28 protein-coding genes are annotated in these 24,344 nt (G+C 65.7%); 16 read left to right on the forward strand and 12 right to left on the reverse strand.

Features of this window, described 5'->3' with window-relative positions; translation table 11 throughout:
- From B9Y82_RS08290 to B9Y82_RS08310, 5 genes are read right to left on the reverse strand one after another with little or no spacing between them, the layout of a single operon-like run.
- On the reverse strand, window positions 1–1,260 hold the full coding sequence (locus tag B9Y82_RS08290; RefSeq protein ID WP_100472258.1) for an SAM-dependent methyltransferase: 1,260 nt from the start codon (window positions 1,258–1,260) through the stop codon (window positions 1–3).
- Complete coding sequence (locus B9Y82_RS08295; protein ID WP_100472260.1) at window positions 1,257–2,024, reverse strand: DUF1365 domain-containing protein; 768 nt, start codon at window positions 2,022–2,024, stop codon at window positions 1,257–1,259. Before B9Y82_RS08295 ends, B9Y82_RS08290 begins: the two co-directional genes overlap by 4 nt.
- Window positions 2,021–3,298: an NAD(P)/FAD-dependent oxidoreductase gene (locus tag B9Y82_RS08300; protein WP_100472262.1), complete on the reverse strand. Its 1,278-nt coding sequence runs from the start codon at window positions 3,296–3,298 to the stop codon at window positions 2,021–2,023. The genes B9Y82_RS08295 and B9Y82_RS08300 overlap by 4 nt, the downstream gene beginning before the upstream one ends.
- 1 nt (window position 3,299) lies before the next feature.
- The gene (locus tag B9Y82_RS08305; RefSeq protein ID WP_428993173.1) at window positions 3,300–4,319 is read right to left on the reverse strand and encodes an acyl-CoA desaturase; all 1,020 of its coding nucleotides are present in this window, start codon (window positions 4,317–4,319) and stop codon (window positions 3,300–3,302) included.
- A 12-nt stretch (window positions 4,320–4,331) separates the two neighbouring features.
- A complete protein-coding gene (locus tag B9Y82_RS08310; RefSeq protein ID WP_100472267.1) occupies window positions 4,332–5,099 on the reverse strand; it encodes a hypothetical protein in 768 nt (255 codons plus the stop codon).
- Window positions 5,100–5,231: 132 nt separating this feature from the next.
- Between B9Y82_RS08310 and B9Y82_RS08315 the strand changes: the two genes are divergently transcribed.
- From B9Y82_RS08315 to B9Y82_RS08325, 3 genes are read left to right on the forward strand one after another with little or no spacing between them, the layout of a single operon-like run.
- Entirely contained in the window at window positions 5,232–5,855 is a 624-nt protein-coding gene (locus tag B9Y82_RS08315; RefSeq protein WP_100472269.1) for a sigma-70 family RNA polymerase sigma factor, read from the forward strand.
- On the forward strand, window positions 5,852–6,526 hold the full coding sequence (locus B9Y82_RS08320; protein WP_049421999.1) for a ChrR family anti-sigma-E factor: 675 nt from the start codon (window positions 5,852–5,854) through the stop codon (window positions 6,524–6,526). Before B9Y82_RS08315 ends, B9Y82_RS08320 begins: the two co-directional genes overlap by 4 nt.
- Before the next feature lies 1 nt (window position 6,527).
- Window positions 6,528–7,229, forward strand: coding sequence for an oxidoreductase (locus B9Y82_RS08325; protein WP_238381560.1), 702 nt, complete (start codon window positions 6,528–6,530; stop codon window positions 7,227–7,229).
- Window positions 7,230–7,231: 2 nt separating this feature from the next.
- Here the strand turns inward: B9Y82_RS08325 and B9Y82_RS08330 are convergent, their stop codons facing one another.
- From B9Y82_RS08330 to B9Y82_RS08340, 3 genes are read right to left on the reverse strand one after another with little or no spacing between them, the layout of a single operon-like run.
- Window positions 7,232–9,631, reverse strand: coding sequence for a hybrid sensor histidine kinase/response regulator (locus B9Y82_RS08330; protein ID WP_100472272.1), 2,400 nt, complete (start codon window positions 9,629–9,631; stop codon window positions 7,232–7,234).
- Window positions 9,624–10,091 (reverse strand): response regulator, encoded by a 468-nt coding sequence (locus tag B9Y82_RS08335; RefSeq protein ID WP_049422003.1) that lies wholly within the window; start codon window positions 10,089–10,091, stop codon window positions 9,624–9,626. Before B9Y82_RS08335 ends, B9Y82_RS08330 begins: the two co-directional genes overlap by 8 nt.
- Window positions 10,088–12,325: an ATP-binding protein gene (locus B9Y82_RS08340; RefSeq protein ID WP_100472274.1), complete on the reverse strand. Its 2,238-nt coding sequence runs from the start codon at window positions 12,323–12,325 to the stop codon at window positions 10,088–10,090. Before B9Y82_RS08340 ends, B9Y82_RS08335 begins: the two co-directional genes overlap by 4 nt.
- 250 nt (window positions 12,326–12,575) lie before the next feature.
- Here B9Y82_RS08340 and B9Y82_RS08345 point away from each other — a divergent pair, with 250 nt between their 5' ends.
- Window positions 12,576–12,869, forward strand: coding sequence for a hypothetical protein (locus B9Y82_RS08345; protein WP_100472276.1), 294 nt, complete (start codon window positions 12,576–12,578; stop codon window positions 12,867–12,869).
- Between the two features lie 16 nt (window positions 12,870–12,885).
- Here B9Y82_RS08345 and B9Y82_RS08350 read toward each other — a convergent pair whose 3' ends face one another.
- Together B9Y82_RS08350 and B9Y82_RS08355 are read right to left on the reverse strand one after the other, a co-directional pair.
- Window positions 12,886–13,371, reverse strand: a complete 486-nt coding sequence (locus B9Y82_RS08350; RefSeq protein ID WP_100472279.1) for a TspO/MBR family protein — start codon at window positions 13,369–13,371, stop codon at window positions 12,886–12,888.
- A gap of 72 nt (window positions 13,372–13,443) precedes the next feature.
- Entirely contained in the window at window positions 13,444–15,639 is a 2,196-nt protein-coding gene (locus B9Y82_RS08355; RefSeq protein ID WP_100472281.1) for a hypothetical protein, read from the reverse strand.
- Between the two features lie 133 nt (window positions 15,640–15,772).
- On the opposite strand from B9Y82_RS08355, the gene B9Y82_RS08360 reads away from it, so the two are divergent.
- Complete coding sequence (locus B9Y82_RS08360; RefSeq protein ID WP_100472284.1) at window positions 15,773–16,252, forward strand: GNAT family N-acetyltransferase; 480 nt, start codon at window positions 15,773–15,775, stop codon at window positions 16,250–16,252.
- 19 nt (window positions 16,253–16,271) lie between these two features.
- Here the strand turns inward: B9Y82_RS08360 and B9Y82_RS08365 are convergent, their stop codons facing one another.
- Window positions 16,272–17,120 (reverse strand): helix-turn-helix domain-containing protein, encoded by an 849-nt coding sequence (locus B9Y82_RS08365; RefSeq protein ID WP_100472287.1) that lies wholly within the window; start codon window positions 17,118–17,120, stop codon window positions 16,272–16,274.
- A 90-nt stretch (window positions 17,121–17,210) separates the two neighbouring features.
- Between B9Y82_RS08365 and B9Y82_RS08370 the strand changes: the two genes are divergently transcribed.
- The gene (locus tag B9Y82_RS08370) at window positions 17,211–17,672 is read left to right on the forward strand and encodes a DUF6265 family protein (protein ID WP_100472289.1); all 462 of its coding nucleotides are present in this window, start codon (window positions 17,211–17,213) and stop codon (window positions 17,670–17,672) included.
- Here the strand turns inward: B9Y82_RS08370 and B9Y82_RS08375 are convergent.
- Window positions 17,654–18,136, reverse strand: a complete 483-nt coding sequence (locus B9Y82_RS08375) for a DUF3693 domain-containing protein (protein WP_100472292.1) — start codon at window positions 18,134–18,136, stop codon at window positions 17,654–17,656. The genes B9Y82_RS08370 and B9Y82_RS08375 overlap by 19 nt on opposite strands.
- Before the next feature lie 137 nt (window positions 18,137–18,273).
- Here B9Y82_RS08375 and B9Y82_RS08380 point away from each other — a divergent pair, with 137 nt between their 5' ends.
- The 10 genes from B9Y82_RS08380 (at window position 18,274) to B9Y82_RS08415 (ending at window position 24,321) form a co-directional block, all read left to right on the forward strand.
- On the forward strand, window positions 18,274–18,456 hold the full coding sequence (locus B9Y82_RS08380) for a hypothetical protein (protein WP_157804599.1): 183 nt from the start codon (window positions 18,274–18,276) through the stop codon (window positions 18,454–18,456).
- 150 nt (window positions 18,457–18,606) lie between these two features.
- Window positions 18,607–18,750: a hypothetical protein gene (locus B9Y82_RS20590; RefSeq protein WP_157804600.1), complete on the forward strand. Its 144-nt coding sequence runs from the start codon at window positions 18,607–18,609 to the stop codon at window positions 18,748–18,750.
- Window positions 18,740–19,795 (forward strand): replication initiation factor domain-containing protein, encoded by a 1,056-nt coding sequence (locus B9Y82_RS08385; RefSeq protein WP_100472298.1) that lies wholly within the window; start codon window positions 18,740–18,742, stop codon window positions 19,793–19,795. The genes B9Y82_RS20590 and B9Y82_RS08385 overlap by 11 nt, the downstream gene beginning before the upstream one ends.
- Window positions 19,792–20,046, forward strand: coding sequence for a G5P family DNA-binding protein (locus B9Y82_RS08390; protein ID WP_238381561.1), 255 nt, complete (start codon window positions 19,792–19,794; stop codon window positions 20,044–20,046). The genes B9Y82_RS08385 and B9Y82_RS08390 overlap by 4 nt, the downstream gene beginning before the upstream one ends.
- Window positions 20,047–20,283: 237 nt before the next feature.
- Entirely contained in the window at window positions 20,284–20,523 is a 240-nt protein-coding gene (locus B9Y82_RS08400) for a hypothetical protein (protein WP_157804601.1), read from the forward strand.
- Between the two features lie 15 nt (window positions 20,524–20,538).
- The gene (locus tag B9Y82_RS20960) at window positions 20,539–20,667 is read left to right on the forward strand and encodes a hypothetical protein (RefSeq protein WP_257473253.1); all 129 of its coding nucleotides are present in this window, start codon (window positions 20,539–20,541) and stop codon (window positions 20,665–20,667) included.
- Between the two features lie 90 nt (window positions 20,668–20,757).
- The gene (locus tag B9Y82_RS20595; protein WP_157804602.1) at window positions 20,758–22,188 is read left to right on the forward strand and encodes a hypothetical protein; all 1,431 of its coding nucleotides are present in this window, start codon (window positions 20,758–20,760) and stop codon (window positions 22,186–22,188) included.
- On the forward strand, window positions 22,185–22,508 hold the full coding sequence (locus B9Y82_RS08405) for a DUF2523 family protein (protein ID WP_157804603.1): 324 nt from the start codon (window positions 22,185–22,187) through the stop codon (window positions 22,506–22,508). Before B9Y82_RS20595 ends, B9Y82_RS08405 begins: the two co-directional genes overlap by 4 nt.
- The gene (locus B9Y82_RS08410; protein ID WP_100472306.1) at window positions 22,505–23,710 is read left to right on the forward strand and encodes a zonular occludens toxin domain-containing protein; all 1,206 of its coding nucleotides are present in this window, start codon (window positions 22,505–22,507) and stop codon (window positions 23,708–23,710) included. Before B9Y82_RS08405 ends, B9Y82_RS08410 begins: the two co-directional genes overlap by 4 nt.
- Window positions 23,707–24,321 (forward strand): TraX family protein, encoded by a 615-nt coding sequence (locus B9Y82_RS08415; protein ID WP_100472308.1) that lies wholly within the window; start codon window positions 23,707–23,709, stop codon window positions 24,319–24,321. Before B9Y82_RS08410 ends, B9Y82_RS08415 begins: the two co-directional genes overlap by 4 nt.
- The last annotated feature ends 23 nt before the right edge of the window (window positions 24,322–24,344 follow it).

Raw genomic sequence — 24,344 nt, forward strand, 5'->3', positions numbered from 1 at the left:
TCAGCCGCCTTGACCCGATGCGCCAACGGGACGATGCCCCGGGCGCGCCAGCAGCAGATGCGAAACGCCGATCGAACGCTCCAGGAAGCCGCCCTCGCAATAGGCCAGGTAGAACTCCCACATCCGGCAGAAACGCGTATCAAAACCTTGTGCCTGCACAGCGGGCAGCTGGGCAAGGAAGCGTTGGCGCCAGGCGCGCAGGGTCAGTGCGTAGGAGTGGCCGAAATCCTGCTGGGCGACCAGCTGCAGGTCACAGGATCGCGTCTTGGCCGCCATGATCGCGTTGATCGACGGAATGAAGCTGCCCGGAAACACATAGCGCTTGATGTAGTCGACGCTGCGCCGCGCCTGCTCGTAGCGGTGATCTTCGATGGTGATGGCCTGCAGCAGGGCGACACCATCGGGTTTGAGCAGGCGCTGCAGCGTTGCCATGTAGGTGTCCAGGTATTCGGCGCCGATGGCTTCGATCATCTCGATCGATACCAGCTTGTCGAACTGGCCCTGCAGGTCGCGGTAGTCCTGCATCAGCAGTGTGACCTTGTCCTGCAGGCCGGCGACGCGGACGCGCTCGGTGGCCAGCGCATGCTGCTCGGCGGAGATGGTGGTGGTAGTAACGTGGCAGCCATGGTGTCGTGCCGCGTGCAGCGCAAAACCACCCCAGCCGGTGCCGATTTCCACCACGCGGTCGCCTGGCTTGAGCTGCAGCTGCTGGCAGATGTGGTCCAGCTTGCGCCGCGAAGCGGACTCCAGCGGTTCGCTTTCGCTGGCGAACAAGGCCGAGGAATACATCAGGTCCGGCGACAGGAACAGGGCGAAGAAATCGTTGCCGAGGTCATAGTGCGCGGCAATGTTGCGACGGCTGCCTTCACGGCTGTTGCGTCGCAGGCGGTTCCAACCGCGCAGCAGCCAGCCTCCCACGCGCGCCGGGCCGTGTTCCATGCTGTCGAGCAGATCGCGATTGCGCACCAGCAGCCGTATCAGGGCGACCAGGTCATCGCAGTGCCACTCGCCGTGGATGAAGCTTTCACCCGCGCCGACGCTGCCCTGTGCCGCCACCTTGCGATAGAACGCCGGGTCTTCGATGGTGACGGTGACATGCAGTTCGCCGCGGGCATCGCCCAGCCAGACTTCGCCCAGCGCGTCGCGCACGCACAGGCGGCCGTCGCGCATCGGGGCGAGCTGGGCCAGCAGGCGGCGGCGCAGGAAGGCATCCAATGCGCCGGGGCGCGGCAGCGCGACCGAAGGAGTCATCGAGTTCATCGCGGTTTCTCGGCAAGGGTGGGGTGGTCGTGCACGGGATTGCGTTTCAGCCACAGCCGCAGCGCGTGCCAGTGGATGGCGGCCACCACCTGGGTGGTCATCAGTGGATAGCAGGCGAGGACGCGGGCCAGCCCGCGACCATCCAGGGCGCGCCGTTGCATGACCTGGGTGGCATCAAACTGGCGCGCGCCGTCGCGCCAGACCTGCATGTGCACGCGCAGGCCCTCATCGGGGCGGCTGAACCGCCAGTCGTAGTGGCAATCCATCGGCATGAAGGGCGAGACATGGAAGCATTTGTCGAACTGCCAGCGCAGCGAGGTGCCTTCGTGCGTGGCCGTCGCGACTGGCAGCACGTAGGTGTGCCGTTCCTTCCAGGGCGTATTGGTGATCTCGGCGACGATGCAGTCCAGCGTGCTGCCATCGGCCCGGTAGCAGTAGTAGATACTGACCGGGTTGAACACATGCCCGGCGAAGCGAAGATGGGTAAGCAGGCGGACCGGGCCGGTCGGCCGGTAGCCGAGGGTGGTTGCAGCGTGGTCGCGCACCGCATCGGCCAAAGGCCGGGCGGGATCGCCGAAGTAATCGCTGCGACGGAACTCGGCCAGGTTGCGGCGATTGACCGACCACAGCCAGCGCCCGGCGAACACGCTGTCGAGCTCATCCAGGTCGAGCAGCAGCTGTGCGATCGGATAGCGGAACGCATGCGGGTGTGGAAGATGCCTGCGGTGCATCACCTGCCCGAAGTAGAGCGCACTGGCGCTCATGCAGCCACCTCGCCGGGAGCGGCCATGACGCGGTGCGGTTCGCAGGTGCGCAGTGCATCGACCACGCGGCGGGCGCTGCGGATGCCGTCCTCATGGAAGCCCCAGCCCCAGTAGGCGCCGGCGAACCAGGTGTGGCGGCGGCCCTGCAGCTCGGCCCAGCGCTGTTGCGCGCGCACTGCGGCATGGTCGTGCACCGGGTGCGCATAGTGCAGGGTGCGCAGCACCTGGGACGGGTCGATCGCCGCGCTGCGGTTGAGCGTTACCACCAGGGGTATGCGGCCGGGCAGGCCCTGCAGCAGGTTCATGCAGTAGCTGACCGTGCAGGGCGCGGCAGGGTCGCGGGGCACGTGGGCGTTCCATGCCGCCCACGCCTTGCGGTTGCGCGGCAGCAATGACGCATCGGTGTGCAGCACCGCCTCATTGGCCTGGTAGCGGATTGCGCCGAGCACCTCGCGCTCGATGGGGTCGGCGTCACGCAGCAGCGCCAGGGCCTGGTCGCTGTGGCAGGCCAGGATGACCTCATCGAAGCCTTCCACGCCGGCCGCGCTGTGCACGCGTGCGCCCCAGGGCATGCGCTCGACCGACTGCACCGGGCACTCCAGCCGCTCATGCACCCGCCAGCGGGCGCGCAGGGCATCGACATAGCGCGCCGATCCACCGCTCACCACCCGCCACGGTGCGCGCCCGGTCATCTGCAGCATCTGGTGGTTGGCCATGAACTGGGCCAGATAGCGGGCCGGGAAATCCATCACCGTGGCCGTCGGTGACGACCACAACGCGGAGGCCATCGGCAGCAGGTGCTCGTCGATGAAGGCATCGCCGTAGCGCTGGCTGCGCAGGTATTGCCCCAGCGTTGGACCCGCGTCTTCTGCCAGCAACAGGGGGGCATCGCGGTAGAACCGGCGCAGGTCGGCCAGCATGCCCCAGAACCGCGGCGATACCAGGTTGCGGCGCTGGCAGAACAGGCCATCCAGCGAGGTGGCGTTGTACTCCACGCCGCTGCGCTCGCTGTGCATCGAGAAGCTCATCGTGGTCGGCTGCGAGGCTACGCCCAGCTCGTCGAACAGCGCGGTCAGCAGCGGATAGTGCTGGGGATTGAACACGATGAACCCGGTGTCCACCGCCATGCGCATGCCATCCACCTGCACGTCGTGGGTGTGGGTGTGGCCGCCCAGATAGTCGTTGGCCTCGAACAGCGTGACGTCGTGTTCGCCGTCCAGCCACCAGGCGCTGGCCAGCCCTGCAATGCCCGAACCGATGATCGCGATGCGCATGTCAGTACCTCGCCTTCGCCAGCACCCACTCGGGAATGGGCTTGAGCCCTTTGACCAGCCCCAGCGCCGCCATCGCGCGCAGCCCGTACCAGGTCAGGTCCACTTCCCACCAGCGGAAGCCCTGGCGGACGGTGCCCGGGAAGAAGTGGTGGTTGTTGTGCCAGCCTTCGCCGAAGGTGAGCAGCGCCAGCCAGAGGTTGTTGCGGCTGTCATCGCGGGTCTCGAAGCGGCGGCGGCCGAAGCGATGGGCCAGCGAATTGATGGTGACCGTGGCGTGGAACAGCACGATGGTGGAGATGAAGAAGCCCCATACCAGCAGTTGCGGGCCGGAGGTGTGCAGGCCCGGCGCCCAGCGCTCCAGCCCGGCGCCCAGTGCATACAGCGCTGCGGCCAGCAGTACCGGCACAGCCGTATCGAAGCGGTCCAGCCAGCGCAGTTCCGGGAAGCGTGCCAGGTCCGGTACCCGCGACAGATCGGTGGCAAAGGCCTCGTGGGTCAGGAACCAGCCCATGTGGCTGCGCCAGAAGCCGCCTTCACGGGGGGAGTGCGGGTCCAGCGGCTGGTCGGCGTGACGGTGATGGTGGCGATGGTGGGCGGCCCACCACAGCGGCCCGCGCTGCACGCTGGAGGCGCCGATCACCGCGAACACGAACTGCACGGGCCGCGATGCCTGGAAGGTGCGGTGCGAGAAGTAGCGGTGGTAGAACGCGGTGATGGCGAACATGCGCACCGCATAGAGCGCTGCGGCGACGATCACCGCTGTCCACGAGATGCCCACCCAGAGCACCGCGATGCAGGCCAGGTGCATCAGTGCGAACGGCACGGCGCGTACCCAGTCGATGCGGCCCGGCCGTTCGCCGCTGGCGTCTGCGGCGTTGCCGGTATCGAACCAGCGCTGCAGCGTGCGCAGCAGGCGCCAGCGTCGACGGGGGAGGGGCGCTACAGAGGCCATGGCGGATCTCGGCGGGTGTCGTGACCTCCTGTACGCAGCAGGATGCGCATTGGATGCACCACGGCGCATTGAATTTCGACTTCACCTGGGCGTCACGACGCAGCGCTCCGCCAGGGGTTGCGCCCACGCCTGCTGCCAGTCGCTTGCTGATCGCCCGACGGGCGGAGAGTTGAAGCGAACGATCACCTGTGGGTAGCTGCCGCGCGCATCGCGCAGGTTGCTGGTGCCGCGGAACTCCAGCAGGCGGCGGTCGGCAGTGGCGTAGACCAGGGCCAGGCGCGGCGCGATGCCGCCGTACCAGGTGTCCACACTCACCTCGATGGCCTGGGCATCGACGTCCTGCCAGCGAACAGGGCCGGTGCGCCGCACCTGCACCGGGAAGTAGCGCTGGCGCGCCGGCACCAGGAATGGCAGCGTGATGCGCTCGCCCCGCAGCAGTGCCGGCCAGTGCAGGCGCACCGCCGCGTCGAATCCTGCATCTATCACCGCGTCCGGCGGCAGTTCAAGCCGGCGCTGACGCAGCTGGCTGGCGGCATCTTCCTGCCAGGAGATCGACACCGAATCGCCGGCGGCCTCCACCTCGGCCTTCTGGCCACTGCGGCGGTCCTCGAGCAAGTAGCCCCGTGCCTGCGGCCGGGCGCTTGCCGGCAGATGCTTGCGAGCGAAAGGCTTGCCATCCGGACACTGGTACAGCACCCAGCGCTCGGCGCCCTCCGTTGCCTCGCGCTGCCAGTGCACTTCACGGTAGAGGATGTCGCCCTGTGCGGAGGTGGCCACGCCCTCGCTTCGCAGCCAGGGGGCCGCCAGCGCGGCATGGGGCAGGCACAGCAGCAGCCAGGCGGTGCGCATGGTGTTCATCCGTAAGGGCGGGCTCTGGTCATACGCCGGGAGCGGCTGGTTGGATGCGTTGGGTAACCTGCATCCAATTGCTGCCCCCGCGCGTACAGAGGACAGACCTTCACCCGCCCGCCGCGAACGCAGATGTACCCTGACGCCGCCAGCACTCTCCTCAACTTCGATACCGCACGCACCGTGTCCAGTTCCCAGCAGCCGAGCAGCGAGCCGACGAACTGGGCCGGTGACATGGACGGCGTGGCGCGGCTGCGCGATCGCGACTGCTTCATGCGGATCTACGACCATTTCATGCCGCGGTTGTGCGTGTACCTGCGTGGCCTGGGCGTGCCTGACGCGGTGGCCGAGGAGCTGGCGCAGGAGAGCCTGTTGCGGCTATGGCTGCGTGCGGCTGACTTCGATCCTGCGCAGGGGGCACTGAGTACCTGGCTTTACCGCATCGCGCGCAACCTGCATATCGACCGCGTGCGGCGCGAACGCAGCTGGATGCAGGTACAGGCAGCGGTGGAAGATGCGGCAACACTGGACGTGGTTGAGCGCAGCAGCGCCGAGCAGTTCGCCGACCAGGCGCGCCTTCGCCAGCGCATCAACGAGCTGCCTGCGGTGCAGGCGCGGCTGGTGCGGATGTCCTATTTCGAAGCCAAGAGCCACAGCGAGATTGCCGAGGCGCTGGGCATGCCGCTCGGGACGGTCAAGTCACACCTGAGGCGGGCGTTCCTGCAGCTGCAGTCGAAAGTGGGAGGTGCGCTGTGAATCCGCATCACCACCTGCATGAATCCACCTTGATGAGCTATGCCGCCGGCGCGCTGCCGGCGCCGTTGAGCATCGTGGCCGGCGCCCACCTGGAGCAGTGCCCGCAGTGCCGCCAGCGCCTGCGCGAGGCCGAGGCGATCGGCTCCGCATTGCTGGAGCAGACGCAGCCAGCCACGCCCGATCGGCGCCGCGAGCAGCTGCGCGAGGCCATGCTGATGCAGCTGGCGGCGGAAACGCCGCTTGCCGTGGCCGGCGCCGCGCGTCCCGTGCCGAAGGAGCGGCCCGAGGCCGATCCGGATCATCTGCCTGCCTCGCTGCACCCCTATTTCGGCGCCTCGCTCAGTGGGTTGCGCTGGCGCTGGATGGCGCCGGGGGTGCACTGCATCCGTGCCGAGCAGATGCCCTCGCTGATCATGCTGAAGATCGCCCCGGGCAAGTGCCTGCCCATGCACAGCCACGGCCGCAGCGAGCTGACCCAGATCCTGCGCGGTTCCTACAACGACGCGCTGGGGCTGTTCGCACCGGGCGACGTGGCGGACCTGGATGAGGATGTGGAACACCAACCAGTCACCGCACCTGGCGTTCCCTGCATCTGTGTATCAGCGTTGGATGCACCGTTGGTGTTCAGCGGTTGGCTGGCGCGGAAGATCCAGCGTTTCGTGAAGCTCTAGGATGAGTGCGGCGATGGCAACGGGCGCGCTACGTGTTCTGTTGACCGGTGCCGCGGGGCTGGTGGGGCAGGGTGTGGCCCTGGCCTGCCAGCGCTCGCCCCGGGTCGCCAGTCTGACCGCACTGGTCCGGCACCCGGGCAGCCTCGCCGGTAGCGGCAGCGAGCTGATCGTGCCGGACTTTCTGCGTATCCAGGATCGGGTGGAGGACCTGGCCGGGTTCGATGCATGCTTCTACTGCGCCGGCGCTCCGCCGGTGGGCACCGCCGAGGCCGAGTACCGGCGGGTGACGCTGGACACCACCCTGGCCGTCGCCCGCGCCTGGGCCACGGCGAATCCGCAGGGGTGTTTCCTCTATGTATCCGGCGCCGGCGCGGATGCGCGAAGCCGGGTGATGCCATTGCGGGTGAAGGGCGAGACCGAGCGGGCACTGCAGGAACTGCCGGTCCGCACGGTCATGCTGCGTCCGGGTGGCGTGCGCCCTGTGGAAGGCACCGGCACCCGTCATGGCCTGTTGAAGCCGCTGTACTGGGGTGGCGCGCCCTTGATGAAACTGGCGGGCGCGATTGCGCCGTCGCTGGTGACCAGCAACCTGGCGCTGGGCCAGGCGATGATTGCGCTGGCCGGCAGGGAGCACCCGCCGGCCACGGTGGAGTGCGCGGACATCAACCGGATCGCAGCGGACCAGCGCGACCCGGTTGCCTGACCTCAGTGCGTGGCACCCTCCAGCGCAGCACGTACCGCCTGGGCCAGGTCGCTGCGGGTGAACGGCTTGGGCAGCAGGGCGGCTGCCCGGCCTTGGCTGCCGACTGCGTCGTGGTCGCGTGGATAGCCCGAAGTGAACAGCACGGCGACTTCCGGCCAGCGTTCCCGCACTTCGCGCACCAGCTCCCAGCCCGACATGCCGGGCATCACCACGTCCGAAAACAGCAGGTCCACCCTGGTGTCGGGGCGTTCCAGCAGGCGCAGCGCGGAGGGGCCGTCGTGTGCTTCCAGCACGCGATAGCCCAGCAGGCGCAGTGCATCGACGGTGTGCGCACGCACATCATCATTGTCCTCGGCCACCAGGATGGTTTCCTCGCGTGGCGAGTAACCCGCCAGGCCGGTCTGCGGTGCGCTTGCCTCGCAGGGCAGGGCCAGCGTCGAACGCGGGAACATCATGGTGATGCTGGTGCCGCCGCCTTCCACCGAGTCAATCAGCACATGGCCGCCGGACTGCTTGACGAAGCCATGCACCATCGACAGGCCCAGGCCGGTGCCGCGGCCAACCTGCTTGGTGGTGAAGAACGGCTCGAACACGCGCGCGAGGGTGGCCGCGTCCATGCCGTGGCCGTTGTCGCGGACCCGCAGCATCACGTATTCGCCAGGGGCTGCATCGGGGAACAGGGCGGCGTAGTCGTGGTCGAGATGGCTGTTGTCGACCTCGATCACCAGCCGGCCGCCATGGGGCATGGCATCGCGGGCATTGGCGGCCAGGTTGAGCACCGAGGCTTCCAGCTGGCTGACGTCGATCTCGACGCACCAGACGTCCTCGGCGGCGCGGATTTCCAGCTGCACCAGCTCGCCCAGAGCACGCTGCAGCATGTCATGCATGTCCAGCAGCCGGTCGTTGAGATTGGCGGCCTGGCTGTGCAGCGGCTGGCGCCGGGCAAATGCCAGCAGGCGCTGGGTCAGGCTGGCGGCACGGCCCACACCCTTGAGGGCGTTGTCCAGCGCACGGCTGACCATGGCGCCCGGCTCGCCGGCGCGCTCGCTGAGCAGCATGGCGTGTTCAACGTTGCCGGAAATCACGGTCAGGATGTTGTTGAAATCATGAGCGATGCCGCCGGTGAGCTGGCCCACCGCTTCGATCTTCTGTGACTGGCGCAGTGCATGCTCGGCCTGCAGCCGGGCCGTGGTTTCCACTGCCTCCGACACCACCGCCGTCACTGCGCCTTCGGCATCCAATAGCGGACGGAACGAAAAATCGTAGCTGCGGCGTCCGGTGGGCAGCTCCAGCTCCAGTGCATGCAGCGAGCTTTGCCCCTTCGCGGCATCGGCAACGGCCAGGTCCACCAGGGTGCCAACGTCGCCGCTGGTGCTGAACCACAACGATTGCCCATAGCGTTGGCCCACAACGTCGGGCTTGTCGGCCAGTACGGCAGCCAACGACGCGACATTGGCGTCGACCACGCGGCCATCCAGGTCCAGCAGCACCTGATGCTGGAAGCTGGATTCGAAGATGGCCTGCAACCGTCGTTTGCTCGCCCGCAGTTCGGCGGTGCGCGCCTGGACCTGCCGTTCGAGCAGCTGGTTGTCTTCGCGCAGGGCGAGCTCGGCCTGCTTCAGCCCGGAGACGTCGCTGCCCAGGCAGATGTAGCCGACCACGGCGCCGTCGGCGCCTCGCTCCGGCACGCAGTCCATCTGCACGAAGCGTGACTCGCCGCTGCGGTGGGCCAGTTCCACCTGGAAGCGGGTGCGCTCACCCTGCAGCACCCGTTCGATGCTGGGCAGGGCATGTTCGAAGGCGGAAATACCGCTGACATCACGCGCCGTGCGGCCCAGCAGCTCGGTCAGGCTGACCCCATGCCAGTCCAGGAAGGCCTTGTTGGCGAAGCGGTAGCGATGCTCCTTGTCGAGCTGGGCGATCAATGCCGGGACAGCATCGGTTACCTGCTGCAGCTGGGCCTGGCTGTCATTCAGTGCGGCCTGCGCGTGGGCCAGCTGGGTGCGCTCGTGCGCCTCCTGGCGGGCGCGGCGGATCGCATCCGGCAGGCGCTGCAGGCGCTGCTTGACCACGTAATCGCGTGCGCCGCGGGTCAGCGCCTGTACCGCCAGCTCCTCGGTGAGCGTACCGGAGACGAAGATGAAGGGCGTCTGCGGGATCCGCTCGCGCGCCAACGCAAGGGCAGCGTCGCCGTCGAATCCGGGCAGCACGTGATCGGCCAGGATGACATCGAAGGCGCGATTCTCGATCGCCTCGATGAAGGCATTGCGGGTCCACAGGCGCTCGGCCTCGAAGTCGAGGCCAGCCCGCCGCAGTTGTGCGCTGATCAACTCCGCATCAAGCGCACTGTCCTCAAGCATGAGGATGCGCAGGCGCTCGCTGCGGCGCGATCCATCACGCATTGTGCTGCCCCGAGCCGTTGGGGCGATGCGGCGGTGGCTGGTTGGTGATGCCCCAGAACATGCCCAGGCCCTGGATGGCGTCGAAGAACTCCTTGAAGTCCACCGGCTTGACCACGAATGCGTTGACGCCCAGTTCGTAACTGCGCACCAGATCCTGCTCTTCGCGGGAGGAGGTCAGCATCACCACCGGCGTGCTGCTCAGGTTCGAATCGCCACGGACCTGCTCCAGCACTTCCAGGCCGTTCACCTTGGGCAGCTTCAGGTCAAGCAGCACCACCACCGGGCCGCCGTGGTTGGTGCCGGCGAATTTGCCTTCGCAGCGCAGGTAATCCAGCGCTTCGGCGCCGTCACGTACATGGATGACATCGTTGAGCAACTGGCAACGCGACAGCGCCGCCAGCGTCAGCTCTGCATCCTTGGGGCTGTCCTCTACCAAGAGGATCGGCCGCAGGTCCCTCATGGGTGATCTCCTGTGGAACGGGGTAGGGTGAAATGGATCGTGGCGCCCTTGCCTGGCTCGCCCTCGGCCCAGGTGCGGCCGCCATGGCGGCCGATGATGCGGCGCACGTTGGCCAGGCCGATGCCGGTGCCTTCGAATTCCTCGACGTGATGCAGGCGCTGGAATACGCCGAACAGCTTGTCGACATAGCGCATGTCGAAGCCGCAGCCGTTGTCGCGTACGAAGAAATGGTCTTCGTCGACGTTGCGCTCGTGACCGATCTCTATCACTGCCTGCTCGCGCTCGCGGGTGAACTTGATCGCGTTGGCCAGCAGGTTCTGCCAGACCAGGCGCAGCATCGTCGGGTCGGCCTCGACCTCCGGCAGCGGTGCCAGACTCCACTGTACGTCGCGGCCGCTGTAGTCCAAGGCCAGGCTCCTGCGGACATCTTCGGCCAGTGCGGCCATGTCCAGTCGCACCCGGCCGAGCGTGGAACGGCCCATCTGCGAGAAGCTGAGCAGGTCATCCACCAGCGTTCCGGCAGATTTGGCCGACTCCACGATCGTATCCAGGAAGCGGCGCTCGGTGTCGTTGAGGCGTTCGCCGGCCGAGCTGCCCAGCAGCTCCGAGTAACCGACAATGTGGCGGAAGGGCGCGCGCAGGTCGTGGCTGACCGAATAGGAAAACGCTTCGAGTTCCTTGTTGCTGCGGACCAGCTGCTCGTTGAGCTCGGCCATTTCCTCGGCCTTGCGCAGCACGATGTCGACGATGGCGGTGCGCATCTCGAGGGCGGCATCGCGGTCGGCGTCGTTCCATGGAAGGCTGCGCTGCTGGACGATTTCCTTCCAGGCCTCGAAGGAGCTGCGCGGCGAAAGTGCCACGTCGGGTGCGTCGGTCTTGCGTGGATCGCCGCCCCAGCGCACGGTACGCACCACCTCCGGTCGGAACCACATCAGGTAGCTGTCGTGCAGCTGCGAGATGGACACCGCCAGTACGCCGCTGGCCACGTTGGACAGGCGCGCACCGGGCGCCCAGTCGGCTGCCAGATGGTCACTGCAGTACGTTTCCTGCCCGGCCTGCTGTGCGGCCAGCCAATCGGCCAGGGCCAACACGTCGGTTGCGGGCGGGCACTGGCCCACACGCATGCAGTCGCCCTTGTGCACGATGGCGGCGCCTGCCGCGCCGGTCAGCGACAGCAGGCTGGCTTCATCGTGGCGCAGCGCAGCCATGAAATCCTCGTCGCCGGCCATGCGTGCAAGCAGCTTGACCAGCACCGAGCGGCGCGCCACGCGCTCTTCGATGGCGCGTGCACGCTCCTTCAGCGCGATCTGCAGCGACAGGATCTGGCCCATGAACTCACAGGCGGTGCGCACGTGGTAGGGCAGGCGGCGCGGCTGCACCGTGTGGCAGGACACCAGGCCCCACAGCTGGCCCTCATGCACCAGCGAGACCGACATCGACGCGCCGGTGCCCATGTTGCGCATGTACTGCAGGTGCACCGGCGAAACGCTGCGCAGCACGGCCAGGCTCAGGTCGGTGGCCGGTGCATCGCGATACTCCTCGCTGCGCATCAGTGGGGCAGGGGTGTAGTTGTTGTCCGCGATCAGGCGTACCCGGTTGCGCCGGTACAGCTCGCGGGCCTGGGCCGGGATGTCCGATTCGGGAAAGCGCAGGTCCAGGTAGGACGGCAACAGGCCGTTGCCATCCTCGGCGACCACGATACCGTTCCAGCCGGCATCGAACTGGTAGACCAGGGTGCGATCGAAGCCGGTCAGCCGGCGCATGTGCGCGGCCGCCAGCTGGCACAGATCTTCCACGGTGCTGGCCGATTCGATGCCAGTCATCAGTTCGCGGATCGACGGATACAGTTCTTCAAGCGAACCCGGCTGGCCGGGAACCGGTGCCTCCAACTCGACCAGCAGATCCGTGGCAGAGCGGTGCAGCAGCAATTGATGGCGGCCGTGGCCATCCAGGTGCACGGCGCCGACATGGGCGCTGCTGCCGACCGTGGCCTGCTGGAACAGCGCCTGGAAGGGCGCCAGTACGCCGCCCAGCACCTCGCTGACATGCTGCGACAAGGGTTCGCCGAACTGCCGCAGCAGACCCGGCTGGCTGATCGCGCGCTCGCGCACCCGCAGTGACTGTGGCTCCACTACCAGAAGCACGCCGTATGGCTGGATGGCACCGGGCGTGTGGATCGGTTCGCGCGCACAACGGGACTGGGCGGTGTCGTGCGTGGGCTCGGCAGAAGGCATCAAGGGCTGGACTCATGATTCGTGGATGGCTGGAATGGCCCAGCTGCACCCGGTATCCGTGGATGGTGACGCAAAATCCTGCATTCGCATACCAGTACGCGTGCGTGAAGAGCGCTTCATTCGAAGCTGAATTCTTCATCCAGAGCATCCGGGAGCACCTGCGTGCTTCGCGAAAGGTACATGCGCGCTGCACGCGCGCTCGACACCGACTTGCCTAGGGTGAACGCACATTCCTGAGTGACCACCTCCCGTGAACCTGCAGACCTTGCCTTCAACGCCGTACCGCATGCTTGCCGACAGCTGCCAGTTTGAGCTGCTGGATGTGGATGCCCTGCAGGATCCGGCCAGTGGGCGCCTGCTCCACCTGTACTCGCTGGTTGCGCGCTGCCTGTGCTGCGAAACGGTATTCAAGGCAGAGGAAGGGCAGGGCCTGGTCAGCCACACCGCCGCGCGGGTGGTGCGGTGCCCCACAGGCTGTGGCCAGCAGGCGTTCAAACCCGCGTTGCTGCGTACCTGGCAGCCACATCACGTCGCCCAGGCCTGAAAGTGCCGACACCGGGTCACAGTACCCCGGGATTGCCGCGCCAGACCGCGAAGTTCAGCGCCGAGGCGAACGATATCCAGGCCAGGTAAGGCAGCAGCATCACCGCCGCGCCGCGGTGGATGCGTGCGAAGGCAACGATCGTTGCGCACACCAGCGTAATCAGGACCAGGATGTCGACGAAGGCCAGCGCGCCCAGCTTCCAGCCGAAGAACAGCCAGCTCCAGAGCGCATTGACGGCCAACTGCAGCAGATAGAGCATCAGGGCCGGTTGCGCGTTGCGCCAGCCGCGTTCGCGCCAGACCAACCACGCCGCAAGGGCCATCATCGTGTAGAGCAGGGTCCATACCGGGCCAAACACGCTGGCAGGCGGTGCCCAGGCGGGCAGGGCGAGGGCAGCGTAGAAGTTGGCGGCGGATGTGGATGCCCACGCGCCGACTCCCGCCGCCGCAAAAGTGACCACGCCCCATCCCAGAAGACCCAAAGCCTGTGAACGCCGCTTCATTCCGTACCGCTCCGTCATGCCTATACCCGTGCATACGAACAGAAGCGGCACATGGATGCAGGCCGGGTGCAATCAGTCTGAAGTGCCCCCAACGCTGCCACCCTGGCTGGCAGGCAGCAGCGATGGCTGCTGATCGAACCATTCGCGCGCCTTGGCCAGATGCCACTGGCGCTGGTCGCCATTGAGTTCGATGCCGGCGCCCAGCAGCCCCCAGCGCAGGTAGAGATCGCCACGCTTGCGCTGCTCCAGAAGATCCAGCCGCGCACGTACCGTCAGGCGATCATTCTCGGCCTGCAGGCCGTCGATCAGCAGATGGCCCGGGCGCCAGCGCAGCGTGGCCTGTGCATCGACCTGGCCAGAGTCGAGCAGTGACAGCGTCCAGCGCGGATAGTCGGTGCGCTTGGCGAACACGGCCAGCAAGGGGCGTGCATCGCTCAGGGTCAGATCGGTGGTAGCGTCCACCTGGAACGGGGACTGCGCGTCGATGCGGCCCCGCTTGAACACGGCACGGCCTTTCCACGCGCTGTTGGAATCGGTGCCCGCCACCTGCACATTGCGCAGCTCCACGGTGGTGCCGGACAGATCGAAATGGCGCTGGTTGAAGTCGCCGCGGCGAAGCGTCGCATTCACGTCGACATCGCCGCCCAAGTCCAGGCCCGCAACGTTCGCGCTGGCATTGCGGCCCAGCAGCCGCGCGGTGCCGTGGCCGACGCGGCCATCGGTGTCGAGCGTGGCGTCGCCGCTGAGGCTGCCGGTGCCACGCAGCAGGCGCACCTGTTGGGAGCCAAGGTAGCGGTTGTAAGCGGCCAGGTCCGGAATGGTCGCTTGGCTGAAGCGCAGCCGCGCACGAACGCCCTTGCGCAGTTCCTGCAGGCGGCCATCGCCGGTGAGGTCCACGGCCAGGTCGCGCCCGTCGAACAGCCGCACGTCCTGGGCATCGCTGGGCCGCGCGGTGAAGCGGGGCAGCCGGATGGCCAGCTGTGCCTGGTTGGGGCTGCCTGCCTTCAGCTCGCCATGCGCGCTGGCGGTACCGGCCAGGCGCACGCCGGCCACTTCGGCCACTGCTGCGGCGGAAGGAATGTCCACGGTGCTGCCTTCGATCAGTTCGCCGTTGCGCAGGCGCAGATACGCCTTCAGCGTGCCACCGCCATCGAGCTGCAGCCATGGCTTGCGCACGAACAGGGCAGGGATCCAGTTGAGCGAGGTGAAGGCCCATTCGCCTCGCACGGTACCGGAGCTGCGCTCCAGCAGCTGGGCAGGGTGCTGGAACGGGATCTGGCGCCCGGTGATGTGCAGATCGGCATCGATGCCGGCGGCCGAATCCGGGCGTGGCGGGAGGCGGGCCTGCAGGCGCAGGTCGTTGGCCACATTGAGCTGCAGGGCCAGCACGCCGCGATCGGGCGCGCCATCGCCGAGGAAGAGCGGTACCTGCCAGAGTGCGTGGTCACCGGGTTGCAGCTGGCCATCGATCAAGTGGAGCGCCAGCTGCAGGTGTCCGGCCACGGGCGCGCTGGAGACCTTCGGCGATGTCGCATACGTATCCATGCGCAGGCCCTGGCTGCGCGCATCCACCTCAAGTTGCGCATGCAGCAGCTTCAACTTGGCCAGGCCAGGCGCCTGGTCGCGATAGTGGCGCGGATAGCTGAAGCGCGCGGTCAGATCCATGCCGCCCAGCAGCTGCACGCCGTCATAGCTGGTGTCTGCTTTGCTGAACGAGACCTCGGAATCGAACAGCTCGGACGGCCCGCCACGCAGTTGCTTGAGGAACCCCACCGTGCCCTGGCCCTTGCCGATGATCAGCAGCTTGCCGAGCCGGGTACTGCGAATGCTGTCGCTGTGGATGGCGTCGAAACGCAGGGTCCAGCCCTGGTCGCTGCGCGGGGGCGACGGAATGGCCTCCTCGACGCGGCTGATCTCGGCAGACACGCCAGTGGCCTGCAATCGGGGAACCCGCACTTCGCGGCGGAACAGGGGTAGCACGGCCAATCGGGCGCTGGCACGCTCGGCATGCAGCACGTAGACGGTGTGGTTGACGTGGCCGCGCATGTGCACGTTCCAGGCAATCACATGGCCCGGCAGCAGCGTGATGGCCGGGCCGGTCGTCATCACGAACTTGTGCGGCTTGCGGTTGGTGACCTGGTCGAACAGCGGCGTATTGAGGAAGATGTTGCCGGCGAGCAGGTAGAGAACGTACACGCCCAGCAGGAGGTAACCAGCGACGCGCCATCGGCGGAACCGGTGTGGAGTGCGCGCGGGAGTGGGGGACATGTACTGCTCTAGAGGCCGGAGTTTGCTCAACTATCGCGGAACTGATGGCGGTGGCGCGTGAAGCGGGTGCGGGGCATGTGCTGGATTCTGCTAGTGTCCGCCTTGCCCACTACGCCGAACCGCGGGGAATCGCATGGAGATCCGAGCTGCCACCGCCGGTGACTTCGACGCCATGTGGGCGATTTTCAAGGCGGCCATTGCGACGGAGGATTCGCTTCCGTTCGCCGGCACCTTCGAAGCCGGCACCTTTCGGAGCCATTGGTTCGGAGTGCAGGCGGCCTTTGTGGCCGTTCTGGAAGGGCGCGTGGCCGGAATGTACAAGATGGGCGCCAACTTCCCGGACCTGGGTGCACACGTGGCCAGTGCCACTTACGTGGTCGATCCGCTGACGCAAGGGCGTGGCATCGGGCGGGCGCTGGTGGCGCACAGCCTGGATCGCGCCAGATCGGAGGGTTTCCTGGCCATGCAGTTCAACTACGTGGTCAGCACCAATACGCCAGCGGTTGAGTTGTACCGGAAGCTGGGCTTCGCCGTGGTCGGGACGCTACCGGCGGCGTTCCGGCATCGGGCGCTGGGGCTGGTTGACGTGTATGTGATGCACCGGTTCCTGTAGGACGACGCAGGGCAGGGGCTCACGGTGAGCGGGCGACACTGCTTCCACGCACGAAGGCCGCTGCCAGCCGCAGTGCATCGTTACTGCCACGATCACCGCGCAGTGCGTGGGCCAGTCGACCGGGCGTGACGCCGGTCCAGCGCACCAGATCATGCGTGGCATGGGCCTGGTCGCTGTAACCGTGGCGCGCCGCAGCGAAGGCGATGCTGGTGGGTTCTCCATCCAGCGTGTGCAACAGAGCCTGCAGCCTGCAAACCCGGGCATATTCTTTCGGGGTCATGCCCACGGCCGCCAGAAAACGCGACTGCAAGCCACGCAGGGACATGCCAAGCCGCCGTGCCAGTTCGGCGATGCGCAGAGCGCCTTCCGCTGCATCCAGTTCCGCAACGGCTAGTTCGATGCGCTCGTCCAGGGCGAAGCCGGCACAACGATCCCGCAGCACCTGCCAGAGGGGCTCGGGCGTACCGCTGGCGGCGCTTGCCCGCGCGGCGGCGCTGAAGGTCTCGGCAAAGATGGCATCCAGCGTGTACAGGTCCGGCGCCTGGTCGCGAAGCCCGGGCAGGCGGACGCCGGCAATCAAGGCGCTCGCGGCCGGCTGCAGGCGCACGCCAATGCAGGAAACTGGGCCGACAGCCTGCAGACGAATCGGGCCGCATTGCTGTGCAGCGAAGCAGAACGGCAGATCGGAGCGGATCCGGCCATCTGCCCCATGAAGATGCAGCGGCACGCCCAGTTCCGCCAGCAACTCGCAGCGGCCATCGGGATAGATGACCTGCACGTCATGGCCGGGGGCTTCGTCCCGCAGCCACCAGAGGCACTGGATATGACGGCGCAGGTCGTCGGGGGCAGGGTGCTCGCGGTAGTCCATGCGGCATCGGACGCCATCCTGCGCATTTTTACAAGCGCCCTTGGCGGCCCTGCCGCTAGCCTGCAGCCAATCCATCCAGGAGGTCTGTACATGTTGAAGTCGAAGGTGGCGGTGCTGGGCGCAGGCCTGGCGTTGGGAAGCGGCGCGGCCATGGCTGCACCGGCCGAGTTCGATTGGCTGGCCGGGCATTGGTGTGGCGGCACCGAGGAGCGCAGGCTTGATGAGGTCTGGCTGCCCGAGGCCGGCGGCGCTTTGCTTGGGATGTCGCGCACGCTGAGCCACGGCGATATGGAGTCATTCGAGTACATGCGCCTGGTGCCTGCAGGCAAAGCGGCTGGCCTGCATGTGCAGCCCAATGGCGTGGCGCCAACCACGTTCGTCATTGCCGAACATGGCGCGAACTGGGTGGTGTTCGAGAACCCGCAGCATGACTTCCCGAAGCGCATCGAGTACCGGCGTGATGGCACTGCGCTGAAGGCGAGCATCTCCGGTCCGGGAGATGATGGGAAGATCCTGCGGATTCCGTTTGACTATCAGCGCTGTGGGGACTGAGTGGGCAAGATGGCCCAGGGGGAGGCTTTGGGATCTGAGGGCTGGGAAGGCTCCGGTCGCTTGGGCGGCGATCCTGCTTGGAACATAATATACATACCGCCGTTGTCGGCAGCGCTAACCGCCTGAATTTGGGCGGTTTTTGCGTTTGCGAGGCCCGGCATCGACAGCGCTACCAGCGCGACGACCGCAGCCGCCGCGCTCAGCCTGTCCAGCATGAGCCGCCACAAGGCACGCTCTGTTGCAGTCTGCGCACGTTCGGCGTGAAGCATCGCAATCCACGTGGGTCCGTCGAGCTTTGCCAAGGCGCACATCTGCGCAATTCGCTCATCCGGGATCGGATGGCGGCCATGTCGCCAGGAACTGACCATTGCTCGCGTGAGCCCGATCTTCTGCGCCAAAGCGTTGTCGGACGGCAGGTTACAAGCGGCCCTTACTTTGTCGAGCAGATCGTTGGCGGTATCCATGGTTAGCAAGCCTTGACAGGGGTGTATAGCCGGACTATACATGCCCCCGTGTTTGGCGTGGCTAAACACCCCGCCACCGGCACCCCAAGGCCGCTGGCGGGTTCCCTTGGGGTAGGGGCTTGGGGGCGGGGCAGGGCATGGACAACGCGCTTCTCATCATCGTTCTGGCCGTCGCGTGCGTCAGCGTCGGCATCGTCCGCATCGGCTCATGGGTGATCGCCCAGCACGAGCAAGAGCAGACCCGGGTTCTTCTTCAGCAGGTCTACGCGGCCTGCGCAATCGCCCAGGCACGCGCTGATCAGCAGGAACGGCGCGCATGAGCGCCTCTTCATGGGTTTCCGAAATTGCCCAGTACGACATGGGCCTGCTGGTCGTCTTTGGCTTGGTCTTGGGTTGCGTTGTCGTCGCCCTTGTGTGTGTCGGCCTCGAGCTTGCGTCGCACGCACTCAGTGCCTACTGGAGGCGCCGCAATGGTCGCTGACATGGCTACTGAGATTGCTCGATTCTTCCGCGATCCGCTTGTTACGGTCGTTGTGGGTGGCGTGCTGGTGATGCTGCTCGTCTGGTTGGTGATGCTCGTATCACATGGAAAGGGTGTCTCCCATGGCCGTTGATCGCGCGCGCTTCCGTATGGCTATTGAGGGCGGGGCAGGGGGCTTTTCCCCGCTTTCGCCCGGTGAAAAGGGGCAGCGGGCGGCGGCGGCAATTGGCCCGGGGAGTAACACGGGCCAAAAGGGTCAGCAGGACGCAATCATCGACTACCTGACCATTGTGGTCCCGCTCTCCGCCCTTGAAGAAGTGAACTGCAAGAAGCTGGATCTCTTGCTGTTCCGCATCTTCGGCTTCCGTGGCGAAGTTGTTGCCGGTGCGATTCGTGAGAAGAACTGGAACTTCTACGAGCAGTCGGCGGTGCTGATTGACCGGGAAAACGAAGTGGTTGGTCGCGTCGGTATCGGCGGCAAGAAAAGCACCGTGTGCCTGAGCCTCACTGGCATGGGATGCAAATGGATTCGTGACTGGGCGCGAGTCTACAAGCAGTGCTACATGCTCGATGCCAAGATCACCCGCGTTGACTGCGCGCACGACGACTACGAAGGCGAACGCCTGGACGTGCATGCGCTCCGCGAGGTTGCCGCGCAGGGCGGCTTTACCGAGGGCGGCTGCCCTCCGCGTCACCGTTTCATTTCCGATGAAGGCCACAACACCGGCTGCACGCTGTACGTCGGCGGCAAAGGCCACAAGGAACTGTGTGTGTACGAGAAGGGCAAGGCCGAGGGGCTGCCGTCCTCGCGCTGGGTGCGCGCCGAGGTGCGCCTGTACGGCAAGCACATGGAAATCCCGCTCGATGTGCTGTTGAACCCGGGTGCGTACCTGCGCGGTTCGTACAGCGCGCTGCAGGATCTCATCAAGGGCGTGTGCACACGGCTGCGCACGATCCGCAAGCACGTCGAAGTCTCTGCTGAGGCAATGGTGCTCTGGATGGAGCGCCAAGTAGGCCCAGCCCTCAGTGTTCTGCATGGAGCGTTCGGTGATTCGTTCACCGACTTCCTGCTGGCTCGCGTCGTCCGTGACGGTCACCCCGGACGTTTTCGCGGCATTTCCAAGGGTGAACCACTCCATCGATATGTGAGAGAAGAACTATGCCTATCTGCCGCGTGAAGTCCGCTGCCGTCGAAGAACGGCACAACAGCAAGACCAACACCATCAACCGCTCGCAGACCGTTGGCCTCGACCTGGGCAACGGTTTCGAACTGCCGTTCCGTGTCGGCCTCGGCTCGCGCCCGCCGTACACCCCGGGCGAGTACGACATTGACCCGCAGTCCTTCGCACTGAGCCAGTACGGCGATCTGGTGCTGAAGCGCTACGTGGATCTCGTTCCGCTGTCGGCCAAGCCCGCAGCCAAGGCCTGATCCATGCCAGACCCGGTCTACATCCAGTCGTGTGCGGTCCAGAACATCGGGGCCGATGGCGTCTGCGCTGTGCCGGTCTGGATCGAAAACCCTCAGCCAGTCCTGCCACCGCTCACGCTGGCTGAGGGTACGCAAGTCGCATTCGCTATCGCGGCCTGCTGGGCACTGGGCGTCGTTTTCAGACAGTTCGCCCGTGTGTCCCGTGAGCGGTTCTAACCAACCTCAGAGAGTACAACCATGAAGATGAACAAGATCGCCAGCAACGTCGTTTCCTTCGCCCGTTCGACCGCAGGCAAGGTTGCCACTGGCGCAACCGCTCTGGCCGCCACCGGCTCGGCCTTCGCCAGCGGCGGGCCGGCTGAGGCCATCACTGCCGAAATCACCAACGGCAAGTCCAGCGTCAGCGGCATTCTGGTCGTTCTGGCCGGTGTGCTGGGCCTGTTCCTGCTGTGGTCGATGATCAAGCGCGCTAAGTAATCGGAGCCGGGTGTCATGCCCGTGCTGGTAGCGGTGATGGAGGTCCTTGCGACGGCCGCTTCGGTCATCGCGGGGATTCTCTCGGTTCTCGCAGCGGTGAAGGGGCTGTTTCTGCTGTGGGGGAACATCAAACAGGCCAAGTAGGGGCGCACGTCGCCCCTACTTTTTTGGGGGTCTTATGGGCTATTTCGTGATTGTTGCCGTACTGGGGGCGCTATGGCTGGCGTTCGACACATGATCTGCATCGGGCGGTACTTGTTGGCTCTTGCGCTCTGCGTGGTCGCCCAGGTAGCCGCAATTCCCGACGTGAGTGCTGCGGTCGTCGAGCTTGATCAGGGCTTGGCCTACCAGCGCTGTCTGAAGGACATGCCGAAGGTCACGGCAGGCGGCAACATCGTTAGCAAGTCCGAATGCACGCGTAGTTCAAATTCCAGCTATCCAATCTGCTACACGCAGCGCTATTGGGTATACGAACAGGCCGGGCAGAACAGCGGGAAGGAAATCGGCCCCTACGAGCGTGAGCAGTACTGCGCGTCCGCGTCCTGTTCTACGCGTCTTGATGGCGAGGCCGGGATGATCAACGGCACGCTGTACAGCGGCGGCGTCTGCAATAAGGGCTGCAAGATGCAACCAAACCTTGACCCCGCTGTGAACTTCAACATCAGCGATTCCGCCAATCCCAACGGCATTCCCATTCGTCGCGGAACGTGGAAGGCATCCGGCGACGTTTGCGATAGCTCGATGCCGCCTCAGCCTGAAAAGAAGGATGAGTACTGCCACCAGTCGGGCAGCTATCAGGTGTGCAAGTCTGAGAACAAGACGTGCATCAGCACGGCAAGCGGATTCCGTACCTGCGCGAGTGATTCCGCAAATCAGAAGGGCCACACGGCCACCAACAACCCCCGCACCGAGGCCGCAAGCATCAGCGCGCCGAACACGCCGCCCAACGCGCCGAGCAATCGCCCCGGCGAGGACTGGCAGCCGAGCGGCGGCACGACGAACATCACGAACAACAACAATGGGAACACCACCAATACGCAGAACTACCACAACCGGGGCACTCCGAACGGCAATCAGCCAACGCCAGGCGATGGCTCAGGCCCGGGCGTCGGTGGCAGCAATGGCAACGGTGAGCAAGGGGAGGGGAATGGAAATCAAGCTGCCGGTGGCGGGAACTGCAAAACGCCGCCGACTACGAGCGGCGATCCCATCCTCGGGATGATTGCCATGCAGACCTGGGCAACGCGCTGCGAGGCTGAGAGGGGCAACGGAGGCAAGGTTACGGGCGACGTTGGCAACTGTGATGCGCCTTTCAGCGTGGAGGGCGATTCGGTTCAGGCCAACCAACTGCGCGCTCAGCGTGCACAGCTGTGCAGCGGCAAGCCCGGCTCCGGCGAGGGTAGCAATGGTGATCCGCATGAGGGTGCCGAAGACGTTGACGGCCCCGGCAAGTGGTCGTGGAAGTTCGATGAGAGCTTGATCGACAAGAGCGGCTTTGGTGGTGGCTCCTGCCCGCAGTTCGGCACCGTGGACTTTGGCCGATTCGGCGCGGTGTCTCTCGACAGCGTCACATGGTGGTGTCCGCTGGTTGCGGCCATGCGCGCCGTGATGCTGCTGCTGGGCGCTTTCATCTCGTTCCGCATTGTCTTCGGAGATGGATCATGAGCATGGTTTGGGAGTGGATCACGCGCGGCGTGAATCTCGTTTGGACGGTTCTTTTCGGTGGCATTGGCAGGATCGTCACCAAGGGCCTGTCGGTGGCCGGGATCACGCTGGTATCCATGAATCAGGTGCTGCCGCAGCTGAAATCTTTCATCGGCGACTATGTCGGTGGCTTGCCTGATTGGGCGCACAACTTCTTGGGCGCGGTAGGCTTTGATCAGTTCATGACGATGGTGCTGTCTGCACTCTCGGTACGCTTCATGTTCAAGATCATCCCGATGCCCACCTCTGCTGCTCAACAGCTGGGAGTGACCAAGGAATGATCTACTGGTACACGGGCCAGCCTGGACACGGCAAGACGCTGCATGCGATCGATCACGCCATCGACTTCCGCAATGAGGGTCGATTGGTCTACGTCTGCAATGTGCGTGGCTTCAAGCACGACGAAGCGCGCATGCTGCCGATGACGCCGGAGCAGTTCTGCGACTGGCCGAACTTCCTCCCTGACGGCGCGGTGTGCGTGGTCGATGAGGCATACGAACACGGCATGCTCCCGAAGCGTCGGCCCGGCTCGGCTGTGCCGCATCACGTCGAGCAGCTGGCAAAGCATCGTCATCGCGGCTTGGATTTCATCTTCGTCAGCCAGTCGCCCGACCGGCAATGCGACGACTTCGCGCAGGACCTCATTGAGCGCCACGTCCACGTGCGCCGTCGATTCGGGTTGCCGTTCGCGCATCTGCGCACCTTCGACCGCTACGAAAAGAACCCCGAGAAGGGGCATCCGCTGATCTTGAAACGAGTCAAGCTGCCCAAGCGTCCGATGGGTCTTTATGAGTCCACCGTGATGGACACCAGCGAGAGGTCCATCCCCTGGTACTACCCGGCAGCAGCAGCGCTGCTGCTCGCGGTGATCGGTGGGGCGTGGTGGTCCGTGAATCGCGTGCATGCCCAGCTATCGGGGGAGCTTGAAACGGGGCAACCCAAGGCAGAGGCGCCGCAAGCGGCGGAGAACGGAGCGGGAGCGACGGTCGCAGCCGCGCCGCAAGCCGCACCCCCGGCGGTTACCCGCAGCAGCGACTACGTGGCATGGGTGACGCCGCGAATTCAGGGCCAACCGTGGACCGCACCCGCGTACGACAGCCTTTCGATTCCGACCAACCAGCCACCCCGGGTGTACTGCATGGCGTCCGGTGATGGGCTCGATGCCAATGGGGAGCATCAGATCGGGCGTTGCAGCTGCAAGACGGAGCAGGGCACCACTTACATGATGGATCAGGAGCAGTGCCGCATGGTTGCGGTCAATGGGCAGTACGAGCCGTTCCTCGACACCAATCAGGCCGAGGCGCGGCGCATGAATGACTACCAGCAGTCTGCGCACTTTCAGGAGGAATCCCGGCGCATCCGCAGCGAGGCCGCAGGCGTGGCTCTACAGCATGTCGAGCGCAGCATGGGTAGCTTCCCTGAGTCGCCGCCTCACGCAACGACCAGCTACATGACCACGGCGCCGGGACCGAACAAGCTATGACCGGCAGCGCACGCGAGGTGTTGAAGTGGCTGGCCGTCGTTCTCATGACGTGCGACCACGTCGCCAAGGTCATCTACGGCGGCTATGTGCCAGGTCTCAGCGAGGCGGGCAGGGTAGCATTCCCCCTATTTGCGCTGGTGATGGCTTACAACCTCGCTCAGCCCGGCACCGATGCGGTTAAGTCGGTGCGCAGGCTCGCCATGTGGGGCCTGATCGCACAGCCTGTTCATGCCTTGGCGTTCGGCTACTGGCTGCCGTTGAACATCCTGCTCACGTTCGCCCTGTGTGCCGCTGCCATCTACGCAGCCGGTCAACGGAGATGGGTTGTCCTGGCATTCGCCGCGGCGGTGCTGCCTGCATTCGTGGACTACCAATGGGCCGGGGTAGGGTTCGTGTTGCTGGCATGGCTGGCCTTCCATCGGCAGCGGTACTGGCTACTGGCCCCGGCGTTCGCCGCGATCTGCTGGTTCAACGGCAACTTGTGGGCGCTGGGGGCGATCCCTGTGGCGCTGGGCCTGTCTCGGGTGGCGTGGCCGGTGCCTCGTGGCCGGTGGGCCTTCTATGGCTACTACGTTGGCCATCTGGCGATTCTTGTGGCTATCGCTACCTGAGCGGTAAGCTTCGCCCAGCATCA

This window comes from Stenotrophomonas maltophilia (assembly GCF_002799155.1).
In the GTDB taxonomy this organism is placed as follows: domain Bacteria; phylum Pseudomonadota; class Gammaproteobacteria; order Xanthomonadales; family Xanthomonadaceae; genus Stenotrophomonas; species Stenotrophomonas maltophilia_R.